Below are 13,454 nucleotides of genomic sequence, written 5' to 3'. Positions count from 1 at the left end.
CTTCATGGTGTGTGTTGCTTGCAAGGGCGTATGGTGGATGCCTTGGCAGACAGGACCGATGAAGGACGTTTGAGGCTGCGATAAGCCTCGGGGAGCCGCCTACAGGGCTTTGATCCGAGGATTTCCGAATGGGGGAACCCACCGGCCGTCATGGGTCGGTACCGGCTTCGGCCGGGGGGTACGCAGGGAAGTGAAACATCTCAGTACCTGCAGGAAAGGATATTCCGTGAGTAGTGGCGAGCGAAAGCGGATGATGGCCAAACCTTGCGCGTGTGATACCCGTCGGGGGTTGCGTGTGGGGTGTTGCGGGATCGCGTGTGCCGGCTCCGACGGGCCGGCCGGCAGTTGTAGAAAACCATGTGTCAGGGGAACCGGGTTGAATACCGGGCCGCAGAGGGTGAGGGCCCCGTACCTGAACGCGCATGGTCTGCCGATCGCGTCTCCCAAGTAGCACGGGTCCCGTGGAACCCCGTGCGAATCCGCCCGGACCGTCGGGTAAGCCTGAATATTCCTGTCTGACCGATAGCGAACGAGTACCGTGAGGGAAAGGTGAAAAGTACCCCGGGAGGGGAGTGAAACAGTCTCTGAAACCGTGCGCCTACAATCCGTCGGAGCCTCTTTGTGGGGTGACGGCGTGCCTATCGAAAAATGAGTCTGCGAGTCAGTGGCATGTGGCGAGCATAACCCGTGTGGGGTATGCGTAGCGAAGGCGAGTCTTAAAAGGCGTTTAAAGTCGCGTGTCCTGGACCCGAAGCGGGATGATCTAGCCCTGAGCAGGTTGAAGCGCGGGTAAGACCGTGTGGAGGACCGAACCCACCTGGGTTGAAAACCGGGGGGATGACTTGGGGTTAGGGGTGAAAGGCCAATCAAATTCCGTGATAGCTGGTTCTCTCCGAAATGCATTTGGGTGCAGCGTCGGGTCATTGCGTCCCGGGGGTAGAGCTACTGGATGCTTGCGGGCCCGTATCGGGTACCAACAGCAACCAAACTCCGAATACCGGTGACGTGTATCCCGGCAGTGAGTCGGCGGGGGATAAGCTTCGTCGTCGAAAGGGAAACAGCCCAGACCGTCGTCTAAGGTCCCGAAGCGTGTGCTAAGTGGGAAAGGATGTGGAGTCGCATAGACAGCCAGGAGGTTGGCTCAGAAGCAGCCATCCTTGAAAGAGTGCGTAACAGCTCACTGGTCTAGTGGTTCCGCGCCGACAATGTAGCGGGGCTCAAGCACACCACCGAAGACGCGGCAGTATTTTGTACTGGGTAGGAGAGCGTCCCATGAGGGGCGAAGCGGCCGTGTGAACGCGCCGTGGACTTCATGGGAGTGAGAATGCAGACATGAGTAGCGAAAGACGGGTGAAGATCCCGTCCGCTGGATGACCAAGGGTTCCAGGGCCACGTTCATCGTCCCTGGGTGAGTCGGGTCCTAAGGCGAGGCCGACAGGCGTAGTCGAATGGATGAACGGGTCGATATTCCCGTACCGGCTTTCAGCCGCCAGAACCGAGGCTTGGAGTACTAACCTCCGGGTCCGGGCTTGCTTCCCCTTCGGGGGTGGGATGCCTGGGCCTGTTGGGACCGATCCTTGTAGTAGGTCAGCGCAGGAGTGACGCAGAAGGGTAGCCGGCCGCGGAGGTGGTTTTCCGTGGTCAAGCACGCAGCCCGTCCCGTAGGCAAATCCGCGGGGCGTGTGGGCGAGGTGCGATGGTGGGGGCCTTGTGGCCCGATATCCGGTGATCCCGGCTGCCGAGAAAAGCTTCGGCGTGAGGCTCGAAGCCGCCCGTACCCCAAACCGACACTGGTGGTCAGGTAGAGAATACCAAAGCGATCGAGCGAATCCTGGTCAAGGAACTCGGCAAATCACTCCCGTTCCTTCGGTTTAAGGGAGACCCCCGATGGTGAGCCGCCTCGCGCGGGGAGCTTTTGGGGGTGGCACAGACCAGGGGGTAGCGACTGTTTACCAAAAACACAGGTGCATGCGAAGGCGCAAGCCGCTGTATATGCACTGACGCCTGCCCGGTGCCGGAAGGTTAAGAGGATCCGTCAGCCTTCGGGTGAAGCGGTGAATTCAAGCCCCGGTAAACGGCGGTGGTAACTATAACCATCCTAAGGTAGCGAAATTCCTTGTCGGGTAAGTTCCGACCTGCACGAATGGCGTAACGACTTCCCCACTGTCTCGACCAGGAGCTCGGCGAAATTGCAGTACGAGTAAAGATGCTCGTTAAGCGCAGAAGGACGAAAAGACCCCGGGACCTTTACTATACCTTGGTATTGGCATTCGGTGTGGATTGTGTAGCATAGGCGGGAGGCCGAGAGGCATGGTCGCCAGATCGTGCGGAGCCGCAAGGTGAAATACCGCTCTGTTCGCATTGGATGTCTAACCTCGAACAGTGATCCTGTTCAGGGACAGTGCCTGGCGGGTAGTTTAACTGGGGCGGTTGCCTCCCAAAGAGTAACGGAGGCGCCCAAAGGTCCGCTCAGCCCGGTTGGCAATCGGGTGGCGAGTGCAAGTGCACAAGCGGGCTTGACTGCGAGGACGACGGTCCGAGCAGGGACGAAAGTCGGGACTAGTGATCCGGTGCCGGTGTACGGACGCGGCATCGCTCAACGGATAAAAGGTACCCCGGGGATAACAGGCTGATCATTCCCAAGAGTCCATATCGACGGGATGGTTTGGCACCTCGATGTCGGCTCGTCGCATCCTGGGGCTGGAGCAGGTCCCAAGGGTTCGGCTGTTCGCCGATTAAAGCGGCACGCGAGCTGGGTTCAGAACGTCGTGAGACAGTTTGGTCTCTATCCTCTGCGCTCGTTGGAATGTTGAGGAGGCCTGCCCATAGTACGAGAGGACCTGGGTGGACGAACCTCTGGTATGCCGGTTGTCACGCCAGTGGCACGGCCGGTTGGCTACGTTCGGAAGGGATAACCGCTGAAAGCATCTAAGCGGGAAGCCTGCTCCAAGATAAGCATTCCGTGCAGCCTCGGGCTGCTGTAGTCCCCATGCAGAACACGTGGTCGATAGGCCGGACGTGGAAGCCCCGCGAGGGGTGGAGCCGACCGGTACTAACGGACGAAAGGCAACACTATCATTCCCCGATCCGTTCGGGGACCGCATCATCCTCCTGCAAACGACACCAGACGACGATGAGCATTGTCTGGCCACAAGACGAAACATCAACGGCAATCGCGTCCCCTATCCGGTTCCCAGGCCGCCACAGGCCGGCAGACCCCAGCGTCTGACCGTACAAGAGAAGATTTGCGGCGGCCATGGCCCAGGAGAGACGCCCGGTCCCATTCCGAACCCGGAAGCTAAGGCCTGGCACGGCGATGGTACTGCACCCGACAGGGTGTGGGAGAGTAGCACGCCGCCGCATCACACGTACAGGAAGCCCCGATACCTTGAAGGTACCGGGGCTTCCCGCATACCCGAAACCAACCCCGACCCAAACCCACACAGGCACCGGGACCTCCCCGCATACCCATGAGACCCACGCCCGGGACCATTCCCGGCCAGCCCCGACGGCGAGGCCGAACGGCGCGGCGCGTCCGCGACCGTGGGAGCCCGACGCCCAGGCCCCCTGGTCCGCCGCGCGGACGACTCCCCTCAAAGAGGAAAGCCAGAAACTGGCTTGGTTATGGGGTCGCTCTACACTGGCTTCTGCTATGCATTACTTCACCCCTAAACGTTGCGCTACGTCGAATAAAATCATGTATCACGATAAGGCACAGGCTCAGCGTGCCGCCGATCAAAGCCTGATCGAGCGCGGAGCCGAGCTATGGGTGTACCGTTGCGAATACTGCGGATGCTGGCACCTCACGCATCGCGATCCACAATCCAGTTACCGGCATGTGCCGCTGAACCAGCAACTCAAGCCACACAGTCGTAAAAAGGGCTACAAGCCACGTAGACGTTAGCGTCAGAAGCTCCACAGGCCTCGCCAACGCCGTGTCTGAGACAGGTTACGGTCCAAACACGCCAGGTCGTAGGCTGCTAAGCGTTCAGGGCGCTCGGACACACTCCGTCCAACACTTACATCACCTTGGTGCTTTCCAGATTGCGGATGATCCAATCGTTCAGGCGGATCACCGGCTTGCGCAGCATAAGCCCCAGAAGCAGCGAAGGAACAAGGAACAACGCGAGTTTGCCCATGGAAACCCAATACTCCATGCCGAACGAGCCGGCCATGGCCGAGTGCATCGCGTCCACCGCATAGGGGAACAGCAGCCATTTGGAAACGGCCTGGAAGAACGGGGGCAACGTCTCGATGGGGAACGTGCCACCGGAACCGGCCACCTGCATCACCAGCAGCACCACGGCGATGGCTTTGCCGATATCGCCGAACGACAGGGCCAACGTGTACACGATGTTCGAGAACACCAGCGCGGTCAGCCAGCCGACCATCATGAACCGGATCGGGTGCTCGCACTGCACGCCGAGGTAGAACATGTCGCCGAGGCAGACCAGCGTGCCCTGCAGCAAAGCAAGGAAACCGAAAATCATGTATCGGCCGAAATATTCGTGGTGCAAGCGTAAACCGAACTGCCGCGCATTGCCGGAAGACTCGGCACGCGGCTTCTTCAGCACATCCAACGCGGCGGCCGGTCCAGCAATCCGCCCGGCAATCATGGCCTCGCGAAGACCCACTCCCGAACCGAGCGGCAGATCATTGCCCAGCCCTAAGATACGAGCCTTCTCATGGTCGGAAATCGATACTTTCAACATGGCGACCAGAATGATCGCACCGACCCAAATAGACAAAATCGTGTAGAACGGAGCCATCGCGGAACCATAGTTGGCAACGGGATAGAGCGCGATGCGGTCGACCGCTACGGGTGCCGCCAGCATGGAAGCAATGGCATCGGGCTTCGCAGAGGAAATCACAGACAGGTCGTTGGTGCCGCCACTGGTGATAGAGGCGAGTTGGGAAGACAAGTTGTCGAGTTTCTTCGCCGAACGGGTCAAAGCGTTAGCTGCGTTAGTCAAGGCCGACTGGATGTCCGTCAGGCTGTCTGAAACGCCGCCAGAAAGACCTGACACGCTGCTGACGGTCGACGCAAGCCCGTCGATTACGGAACTTGCCTGCGTGGCCACTTCGTCCATGGACGAGGTCAGATTGTTCAGTTGCGGTTTCAGCGTGCTCTTGTACGTGTCTGAAGCCTGAGTAATCGATTGTTTGGCGGCGGCGATTTGTGATTTCAGATCTCGACGCGCTGTATCGGCATCGGCAGTGCCGTTTGCTATGTGCGTGGCCGCATCGCCCAACGCGGTGGCGGCTTGCTGCATGCTCTGCTGCGCCTTTGTGGCTTGGTCTGCAGCCGCGTTCAGTTGAGCGGCAACGGTATCTCCGCCCACGGGCAGTGAAGCCGCTTGTTTGGCGAGATCTCGTAAAGCGGCGGCATACTTTCCAAAGCTGTCGGCCTGAGCCTCCACTTTGGATTGCATATCGGTTAGTTTGTTTGATATCTGTGAGGATTGTGAGCCCACATCGGCAAAAGCGGCATCGATTTGCTTGGCAATGGTGTCGTAGGATGAACCGGCCTGCTGCAATGCCGTACCGACGCCATCGGTGGCTCCGGACAATGCCTTGTCGAGGCTGGAGACGCCGTTGCGGGTCTGTTTCAACGCCTTTTTGGTTGTGGCCGCAGCTGAGCCTGTTGACCCCAGCAGCTTATCGGTGGAATCAATGATGCTGTTGGCGGCCCCGAGCAGATTGGCATAGGAATCCATCTGCGACGCAGTGCCGGTCGAACGAGACGACATGGTAGCAATATGACTGGTGGCGTTGTTGACGTACTGCTCCATTTGCGGGCTTTGCGCGTAATCGGCCACGTTGGAAACCAAATCCAGCGCCACGCTCGCCAAGGTCTTCACGAATGTCTGGTCGATGGTCGTGGCCACGGTGGTAGCACCCTGGTCGGTGATATGCGGAGCGATTGGATTGATTTTCTCATTGAGATAGTATTCGAGCTTGGCGTGCTTGATCTTCGGTGAAAACAGCGTCATCATATCGGAGCTGAAGCTCTTTGGAATAATCAGCGCGGCATAGTATTCGCCTGAGTTCACGCCATCGATGGCCTTAGCACGATCCACAAACTGCCAGTCAAGGTCATGATTGGCCCTGAGCGTATTGGTCACGGTTTCGCCGACGTTGATGGTGATCGGCATCAGATCGGACTTATAGCCCTTATCCACGTTTGCCACGGCGACCTTCAAGGCCTTGGTGTTGCCGTACGGGTCCCAGCTGGCGGCGATGTTGTACCAGGCGTACAGTGCCGGCACAATCACCAATCCCATAGCCACGATTACGGCGATCACATTGCGGGTGGCTTGGCGCACGTCACGTACGAATATTTTCCAGATAAGCTTCATCGTGCGTCTCCTTGCTCAGGCTGCCCGGACTGACCGGGTTGCTCAGGCTGCCCGGATTGACCGGACTGCTCGGACTGTGCGGTGTGCGCAGTCGGCTCGGCGGCCTGATCGCCGAACAGTGTGAGTCGTTCAGTGGTTTCGCCGATATCCGGATCGCTGTCCATCGCCGCTTCGTGACGTCCGTGGCCGTGGAAACGCCGCCACACATATCCGTTGAGCATCACATTGCGGAACTCGTCGGCACTCATGGCGCTGACGCCAAGCTGCACGGCGTAGGTTTCGCGTGCGTATTCAACCACAATGAGATAGGCGTCGATAAGAATAATCGACAGAATCCAGGAGGTCAGCATGGCGATTTTCTCTTGGGTGACAAACAGCAGCACCAGGAATACGAACGGGAGTACGGTCAGCAATGCCAGGCCGGCAACGATCATCTTTGGGTACCGTGCGAAGAACCGGTGCGCGCGATGGGCGATGATATCGCGCAGTTCCTTGCTGTCGGACACCGTGCGGAATACGGAGTTCAAGCTCACCTGTTCGTTCACCATGCTGTTGTGCTCGGTGATCATCAGGTCGGTATCTCCCAAACGACGGTCGAACAGCGCGTTCAGGTTCATCGCATACCGGCGTACGACAAGTCCCACGAAAAGCGCCGCCGGCAGATACCAGAACAGGTGCAGCATGTCGAGCCAGTAATGGTTCGCGTACAGGCCGGCGATCGGGCCGCGCATCGCGTTGATGCCGTAGGTAAAGGGCAGCCACGGGTGCAGTTCGCGGAAGAAGTTCGGCATCATTTCAATCGGATACAGGCCGGAGGCACCGGGTATCTGCACAATGACCAGAATTACGGCGATGGCTTTGCCGATATGGCGGAATGCCACGGCCAGTGCATAAATAATGTTGATGTAGACGAACGAACAGAAGATTCCGGCCAAGATGAACAGCAGCGGATGCTCGCATTGGATGCCGAGCACCAGATCGCCGATGGTGGCGATGACGGCTTGCAGGAATCCGATGGTGACCAGCAACAGCCAGCGGCCAAGATATGCTTGCGTAGCGGTGATACGGCGAATGCCCTTGCGGTCGACCTCAAGCTTGTAGATGGCAATCAGCACGAAACCGCCTACCCACAGTGCCAGATTCGTGTAGAACGGGGTGACTGCGGACCCGTAATTGTCGGTGGCATACACGACTTTCGTGGCCAGAGTGACGGGATTGCCCATGAACTCGCCGAATCCCTTGTCATCCAGATGCAGCGTATCCCGGATTTTCTGGTAAGCGGCGGAACTATCGAGCGTGGCGATATCGGTGCGTACGGTGGCGACATCGCTGGCCACCTGGCGCAGCGAATCCTGCGTGCTGCTGATGGTGGTTTTCGTTTGGTTCAGGGTATCGACAAGCTGGTCGAACAGCCCGTCGGCCTGATCCAAGGTGCCGGACAACGAAGTCAACGTGCCATCCAGCGTGCCGTTCAGGGCGGCGAAACTGTTCAATGATGAGGTGAGCGATGGCATCACGGTGCCGGTCAGCGAGCCGCGCGCGGTATTCAGCGCCGCGATGCCGCCGGTGGTGGTGTTGGTCATGGCTCCGGAAAGATTCGTGGTGGCGTCTTTGCCGGAGTTGATGAACTGTGTGGTGTCGGTATGGAAGGTGTTGAGCTGTGTCTGCTGTTTGCTGATCAATGAGTCGAGCGCATCGATTTGTTTCCAGATGTTCTGGCCGGCCGGGTCGGTGGTGTCTTTGCCGATGCCGGCTTTGGTCAGCGCGTTTTTCAGATCGCTGATTGACGTTTGGGTGGCGTTCAGTGGAGCCGAAAGTGTGTTGGTGATGGTGTCGACGGAGTTCTGCGCGCTGTTGAAGGAGCCGGTGATGCTGCCGGCGGCGTTGTTGACGTGAACGGCCAGTCCGGAGAGTTGCGCTGAGCTGGTGTCGAGCGCGCCGACCAGTGTGGTGGAGAAGGCTTGTGACCCGGCCTGTGTTTCCGCCAACAGTGTGCCGGACTGGCGGGAGGCCTTCTGCGCGGCCGCGACGGTCTGCTTGAGTGAGGCGGTGGTCTGTTTGGCGTCGGCGAGAATCGTGTCTGACTGGGCCAGCGTGTCCTGTAAGTCGGTGAGTGAATCCTGAACGGTGTTCAGCGTGGACATCACCGTATTGAGATCATCGATCGTATCGTGCTGGACTTTGCCGGTGACTTGGTCGAGATCGTCTCCCGCTTCGGAAACGGCCGAGGCAACGGTGGTGGCTACCGTGGTGACGAAGGCGGAGTTGATCTGCTCATCGATGGTGGTGGCACCGGTGTCGGTGATTTTCGGCGCGATCGCGTTCTTCTTCTCATTGACGTAATACTTGATTTTCGGCTGTTTGGAGGTTCCGGTCACCGATTCGACCAAGATGGCACTGAAATCCTTGGGCAGCACGATGGCTGCATAGTATTCGCCGGTCTCCACGCCGTGTACGGCCTGCTCCTCATTGTCTACGAAGCGCCAGCCGAGTTCGTCGTTCTGCTTGAGTTTCTTGACGACCTGCCGGCCCGCATCGAGATGGCCGACCAGATCGTTGGTGGTGCCTTGGTCTTCATTGGCTACGGCCACTTGCAGATTGCCGGTGGCTGAATAGGGATCCCAGTTGGCAAGAATATTGAACCATGCGTACAGCGAGGGCAGTATTGCTACGCCGAGCGTCACCACAACGGCAACGGGATTGCGTAAGATACGTCTGCAATCGCGCAGAAAGACTTGCCAAACTGTCCGCATCCAGTCCCTCTTTTCCGGTTCGTAGTCATTGCGGCCACATGCAGTCTATTCCCACCACTGGTGCGGATACTGCTGGTTTGGCGGGTTTTCTTGCAAAGCTGACCCTTGATTATCCGCATAATGGGACTGATATGTGGACGCTCATTGATAGTGCGACACCGGCGGAATGGTTGTGCAATTTTGCCGGTATCCGGTGATGAAATGTTGAGGTGTTGGGACTGAGTCGTCGCAGTGCTGAGACTGAGACGACTCAGTGACGAGCCCATCCCGAGCCTATCTCGTTGGTCCTGGTCTCACTAATCCAGACGGAAGCCCTGAGCGGCGGCCTTGTCGAGCAGCGTCTGATGGCTGACATCCTGCCGACTGATTGTGACGACCTGATCGCTGAAGGCGTCCACCGGACGGTCGGCTTGGCGCAGATCGTAGTACCGGTGAACTTCTTCGTCGAAGGCGGGCAGCTGGTCGAGTACTCCATCGGCGTCAGCCGGGTAGGTGTTCTCGAAGAACTGCATCGTGCGCGGCATACGCGGCTTGACGGTCGGGTTCTGATCAGGCTTGCCGATGGCCAGACCCAGCACCGGATACGTGTATTCCGGCAGATTCAGCACGTCGATAAGGCCGGGGATGTTGTTGAGTAGAGAGCCGAGAATCACGCAGCCCAGTCCCAGCGAATAGGCGGCGGTCTCCATGGCGTGCAGGGCCAGCACTGCGTCGTTCTGAGCTTGGGTAAAGCGATAACTGTACTTGAGATGGAATTCGTCGGAAGCGGGATCGATGCCCTTGCGTTCGGCGATGCGCGCGTTGCGGTGCTCGTCGATGACGAACACGTACAGCAGCGGCGCAGTGGCAATATACGGCTGATGGCCGAATTCGGCGAGCTTGGCTTTGATGGCCGGATCGGTGATGCGGATGGCGGACCAGTCGTTAAGGAACTGGCTGGACGCGGCATGCTGGGCGACGGTTTCGAGCGTGGCGCGGGTATCGTCGTCGATGGCCTCGTCCTTGAACTTACGGATGGAGCGGCGGCCCAGAAGAGCCTCGATTGTTGCGTTGGTAACCATGGCTTTATTGTCGCACGGCAGACGCCGGACGCCACGGTGAATTACCTCACAGTGAAATGCCGATATTGTGTGGCGGAACTGTGCTGGACTGATGGTTCCTGTCGATTGGCTGATGGTTCCTTGACGAAATTCCAGCGATGAGCCATCAGTCAACCAACAGAAACCATCATCCAACCGGGGGATTAGCGGCTGGGCTTGCGATGGCGGTGGTCGACGAACGCCTTGGAGCCCCGATCCGACAGCTGCGAAACCACTGCGCCGAGTGCGGCCGAAATGGCGGCGAATGCCAGACTCATTGCCAGACCTTGCGGCGCGTCTGCCGCCAGTCCCTTGCGCAGATTGCGTTTGCTCGTGCCCTTGTCCCATATCATCTGGAATACTTTGCCGGCAACCAAGCCTGCCAGCGCTGGGGCTGCCGACTTGATGAGCTTGTCGCCCAGAGAATCAGGGTCGTTGAGTCGGTCCTCGCGCAGCTTATTGACCTTCTCGTCGATGCGGTGCAGGCTGTCGACCGCGCGGTCGGCGCTGGAGGGGAAGTCGGTGTTCGTTTCGTCGCTCATGACTCTCAGTCTAGTAGCATATCAATCATCTCAGCGCAAAAGATGGGCGTTAATGGTGGAGTCATGAACGAGCGCAGACTAGAGTGGAGGCATGAGCGAACAGAACGTGAACGGCACCGTTGCCGTCGAGAACTCTCGTGGCGGCAACGGATTTTTGGTGTTGCTGCGCCACGGCCAGACCGTGTGGAGCGAATCCGGGCAGCATACCGGGCGCACGAACATCCCGTTGACCGCGGTCGGCGAGCAGCAGGCAGCGGATGCCGGAAGGCGCCTGCGCGAAGCTTTCCCCGAAGGATTCAGCCAGGGCTGTGTGTTTTCCAGTCCGCTGAAGCGGGCGTGCCAAACCGCTGAATTGGCTGGTTTTGCGGACCATGGTGTGTTGGACGGCATCGCTGAATGGGATTACGGCCGAGCCGAGGGGCGTACGCGCCAGCAGGTGAGTGAGGCCAGCGGTTTTGAATGGGATGTGTGGCGTGACGGGCCGCGCTCGCTGACGCCCACGCTGGAGGGCGATTGGGTCGAGACCTTGCCTTCGGGCGAGCAGGTGCCGGTTCATGCCGGGCCTGGCGAGACGCTGGAAGAAGCAGCGGCACGCGCCAAGAGCGCCATCGATGAGATTACGCCGCTTCTGAAAGACGGCCATAATGTGCTGTTGGTGGCTCATGCGCACATCCTGCGCATCCTCACCTCGCAATGGCTGGGCGTGGACCCGCATTTCGCGCGGTTGCTGCGTTTGGATACGGCGCACTACTCGGTGCTCAGCGTCTATAAGGGAGATAACGTCATCGAACGGTGGAACGCCTAGCCCCGGTTGCGCTGTGATTACGCTGGCCTGCCCGCTACTGCGGGCGGGCCTTTATTGTTTGTGGTGGGAATTGCGGTATGTCGATAAATGATTTGCAAACGATAGCGTCGGCGTGTTGTTTTTGATGGGTATAAGTGGCAATCGATCGCCATAAAAGATATGTTAGCGCTCTCATGATTGCGAACGCTTGCATTGTGATAATGAGGCAAAAAGGCTGAAGTAATAGGATATCTGTTGACAATGGCCTGAAAATGATGATTCATGACGCGCCGCTATTGCTATCGTTTGCAAAAAGAAGCAAACCGTTGCATAATAGTGCATGTCGATAGTCGTAAAGGTGCGTGCTAGCGTACCTGTCCCGACCGGGGATGGCCGGGATCGACGATGAAAGAGAAAGGTTCGATGATGAATCGTACAGTCAAGTCAGCAGTCGCGATGGCGGCTGTCGCTGCGATGTCCCTCGGCACTTTGGCGGCCTGCGGAAGCTCGACCTCCGGCGATGACGCCAGGGGCAAGGTCTACTACCTGAACTTCAAGCCGGAAGCGGCTGATCAGTGGACTGCTCTGGCCAAGGAATACACCAAGGAAAAGGGCGTTGAGGTCAAGGTGCAGACCGCGGCCTCCGGTACCTACGAGCAGACCCTGAAGTCCGAAATCGCCAAAACCGACGCCCCGACCTTGTTCCAGGTCAACGGCCCGGTCGGCTACCAGAACTGGAAGAAGTACACCGCCGATATGTCCAATACGGATGTGTACAAGGAGCTTGCCAACCAGGATGTGGCCCTGAAGGATGGCGACAAGGTGGTCGGCGTGCCGTATGTGATGGAAACCTACGGCCTGATCTACAACAAGGACATCCTCAACAAGTACTTCGCGCTGGATGGCGCCAAGGCCACGTCTATGGACGAAATCGACAACTTCGACACCCTGAAGGCCGTGGCCGACGACATGCAGGCCCGCAAGGACGAGCTCGGCATCAAGGGCGCGTTCACCTCCGCCGGCTTCGACTCCAGCTCCGACTGGCGCTTCAAGACCCATCTGGCCAATCTGCCGCTTTACTACGAGTTCAAGGACGACAACGTCACCGAGCAGCCGGCCAAGATCAAGGGCACCTACCTGCCGAACTACAAGAAGATCTTCGACCTGTACATCACCGACTCCACCACCGAACCCACCCAGCTGAGCGCCAAGACCGGAGATGATGCGAACTCCGAGTTCGCGCTCGGCGAGGCCGCCTTCTACCAGAACGGCACCTGGGCCTGGACCGACCTGCAGAAGGCCGGCATGACCGACGATCAGGTAGGCATGATGCCGATCTACATCGGCGTCAAGGGCGAGGAGAAGCAGGGTCTGACCACCGGTTCCGAGAACTACTGGTGTATCAATGACAAGGCCTCCGACGCCGACAAGAAGGCCACCGAGGACTTCCTCAAGTGGGTGATCACCTCGGATACCGGCAAGAAGGCCCTCTCTCAGGACATGGGCTTCACCGCCCCGTTCAAGACCTTCGATGACGTCAAAAGCGACAACCCGCTGACCGAGGCCGCCGTGGAAGACCAGGAGTCCGGCAAGACCCAGGTTTCTTGGAACTTCACCATGATGCCGTCCGAGGAATGGAAGAACAAGGTCGGCCAGGCGCTGCTCGAGTACGCGCAGGGCACCGGCAAGTGGGATGCCGTCAAGACTGCCTTCGTGGACGGTTGGGCTTCCGAATACGAGGCCTCGCACTGAGTCTCATAGAGTCCCATAGCCGATAAGTAACAATCCGCGGCGCCCCTGCCTTTCCTTCTCCAGGGGCGCCGCTTTGTATTGCTGAGTCTTGCACAAAATCGGCCGCCGCAGAAAAAGTGTGAGGCACACACCCGGCCAATCGCACACTGTGGGTCCATGGATTGGCGATTTTTCGCCATTTCCCA

Annotated in this window: 7 protein-coding genes and 2 rRNA genes; 5 read left to right on the top strand and 4 right to left on the bottom strand. The window is 58.7% G+C overall.

Annotation, left to right across the window (positions count from 1 at the left end; genetic code table 11):
- The first annotated feature begins 10 nt into the window (after positions 1–10).
- From BLIJ_RS12665 to BLIJ_RS14010, 3 genes are all read left to right on the top strand, one after another.
- Positions 11–3,076, top strand: a 23S ribosomal RNA gene (locus tag BLIJ_RS12665).
- A gap of 170 nt (positions 3,077–3,246) precedes the next feature.
- Positions 3,247–3,363 (top strand): 5S ribosomal RNA (gene rrf, locus BLIJ_RS12660).
- A 289-nt stretch (positions 3,364–3,652) separates the two neighbouring features.
- Positions 3,653–3,904 (top strand): hypothetical protein, encoded by a 252-nt coding sequence (locus tag BLIJ_RS14010; RefSeq protein ID WP_032684148.1) that lies wholly within the window; start codon positions 3,653–3,655, stop codon positions 3,902–3,904.
- A 115-nt stretch (positions 3,905–4,019) separates the two neighbouring features.
- Here the strand turns inward: BLIJ_RS14010 and BLIJ_RS12650 are convergent, their stop codons facing one another.
- The 4 genes from BLIJ_RS12650 to BLIJ_RS12635 form a co-directional block, all read right to left on the bottom strand.
- Positions 4,020–6,359 (bottom strand): YhgE/Pip domain-containing protein, encoded by a 2,340-nt coding sequence (locus BLIJ_RS12650; RefSeq protein WP_012578668.1) that lies wholly within the window; start codon positions 6,357–6,359, stop codon positions 4,020–4,022.
- The gene (locus tag BLIJ_RS12645) at positions 6,356–9,112 is read right to left on the bottom strand and encodes a YhgE/Pip domain-containing protein (RefSeq protein WP_012578667.1); all 2,757 of its coding nucleotides are present in this window, start codon (positions 9,110–9,112) and stop codon (positions 6,356–6,358) included. The genes BLIJ_RS12650 and BLIJ_RS12645 overlap by 4 nt, the downstream gene beginning before the upstream one ends.
- Before the next feature lie 296 nt (positions 9,113–9,408).
- Complete coding sequence (locus tag BLIJ_RS12640; protein ID WP_012578666.1) at positions 9,409–10,173, bottom strand: nitroreductase family protein; 765 nt, start codon at positions 10,171–10,173, stop codon at positions 9,409–9,411.
- Between the two features lie 182 nt (positions 10,174–10,355).
- Positions 10,356–10,733: a DUF4235 domain-containing protein gene (locus BLIJ_RS12635; RefSeq protein ID WP_012578665.1), complete on the bottom strand. Its 378-nt coding sequence runs from the start codon at positions 10,731–10,733 to the stop codon at positions 10,356–10,358.
- A 91-nt stretch (positions 10,734–10,824) separates the two neighbouring features.
- Between BLIJ_RS12635 and BLIJ_RS12630 the strand changes: the two genes are divergently transcribed.
- Both BLIJ_RS12630 and BLIJ_RS12625 read left to right on the top strand, forming a co-directional pair.
- Entirely contained in the window at positions 10,825–11,538 is a 714-nt protein-coding gene (locus BLIJ_RS12630) for a histidine phosphatase family protein (protein WP_010081321.1), read from the top strand.
- 384 nt (positions 11,539–11,922) lie between these two features.
- Positions 11,923–13,269 (top strand): ABC transporter substrate-binding protein, encoded by a 1,347-nt coding sequence (locus BLIJ_RS12625; RefSeq protein WP_012578664.1) that lies wholly within the window; start codon positions 11,923–11,925, stop codon positions 13,267–13,269.
- The last annotated feature ends 185 nt before the right edge of the window (positions 13,270–13,454 follow it).

The organism is Bifidobacterium longum subsp. infantis ATCC 15697 = JCM 1222 = DSM 20088 (genome assembly GCF_000269965.1).
GTDB classification, from domain to species: domain Bacteria; phylum Actinomycetota; class Actinomycetes; order Actinomycetales; family Bifidobacteriaceae; genus Bifidobacterium; species Bifidobacterium infantis.
The sequence above is the reverse complement of the archived record's forward strand: the minus strand, read 5'-3'. Positions and strand labels throughout refer to the sequence as shown.

What these genes read in the sequence shown, in the direction of transcription:
- BLIJ_RS14010 (WP_032684148.1), top strand. Translation starts at nt 3,653, where the DNA reads ATGCATTACTTCACCCCTAAACGTTGCGCTACGTCGAATAAAATCATG.
- BLIJ_RS12650 (WP_012578668.1), bottom strand. Translation starts at nt 6,359, where the DNA reads ATGAAGCTTATCTGGAAAATATTCGTACGTGACGTGCGCCAAGCCACC.
- BLIJ_RS12645 (WP_012578667.1), bottom strand. Translation starts at nt 9,112, where the DNA reads ATGCGGACAGTTTGGCAAGTCTTTCTGCGCGATTGCAGACGTATCTTA.
- BLIJ_RS12640 (WP_012578666.1), bottom strand. Translation starts at nt 10,173, where the DNA reads ATGGTTACCAACGCAACAATCGAGGCTCTTCTGGGCCGCCGCTCCATC.
- BLIJ_RS12635 (WP_012578665.1), bottom strand. Translation starts at nt 10,733, where the DNA reads ATGAGCGACGAAACGAACACCGACTTCCCCTCCAGCGCCGACCGCGCG.
- BLIJ_RS12630 (WP_010081321.1), top strand. Translation starts at nt 10,825, where the DNA reads ATGAGCGAACAGAACGTGAACGGCACCGTTGCCGTCGAGAACTCTCGT.
- BLIJ_RS12625 (WP_012578664.1), top strand. Translation starts at nt 11,923, where the DNA reads ATGAAAGAGAAAGGTTCGATGATGAATCGTACAGTCAAGTCAGCAGTC.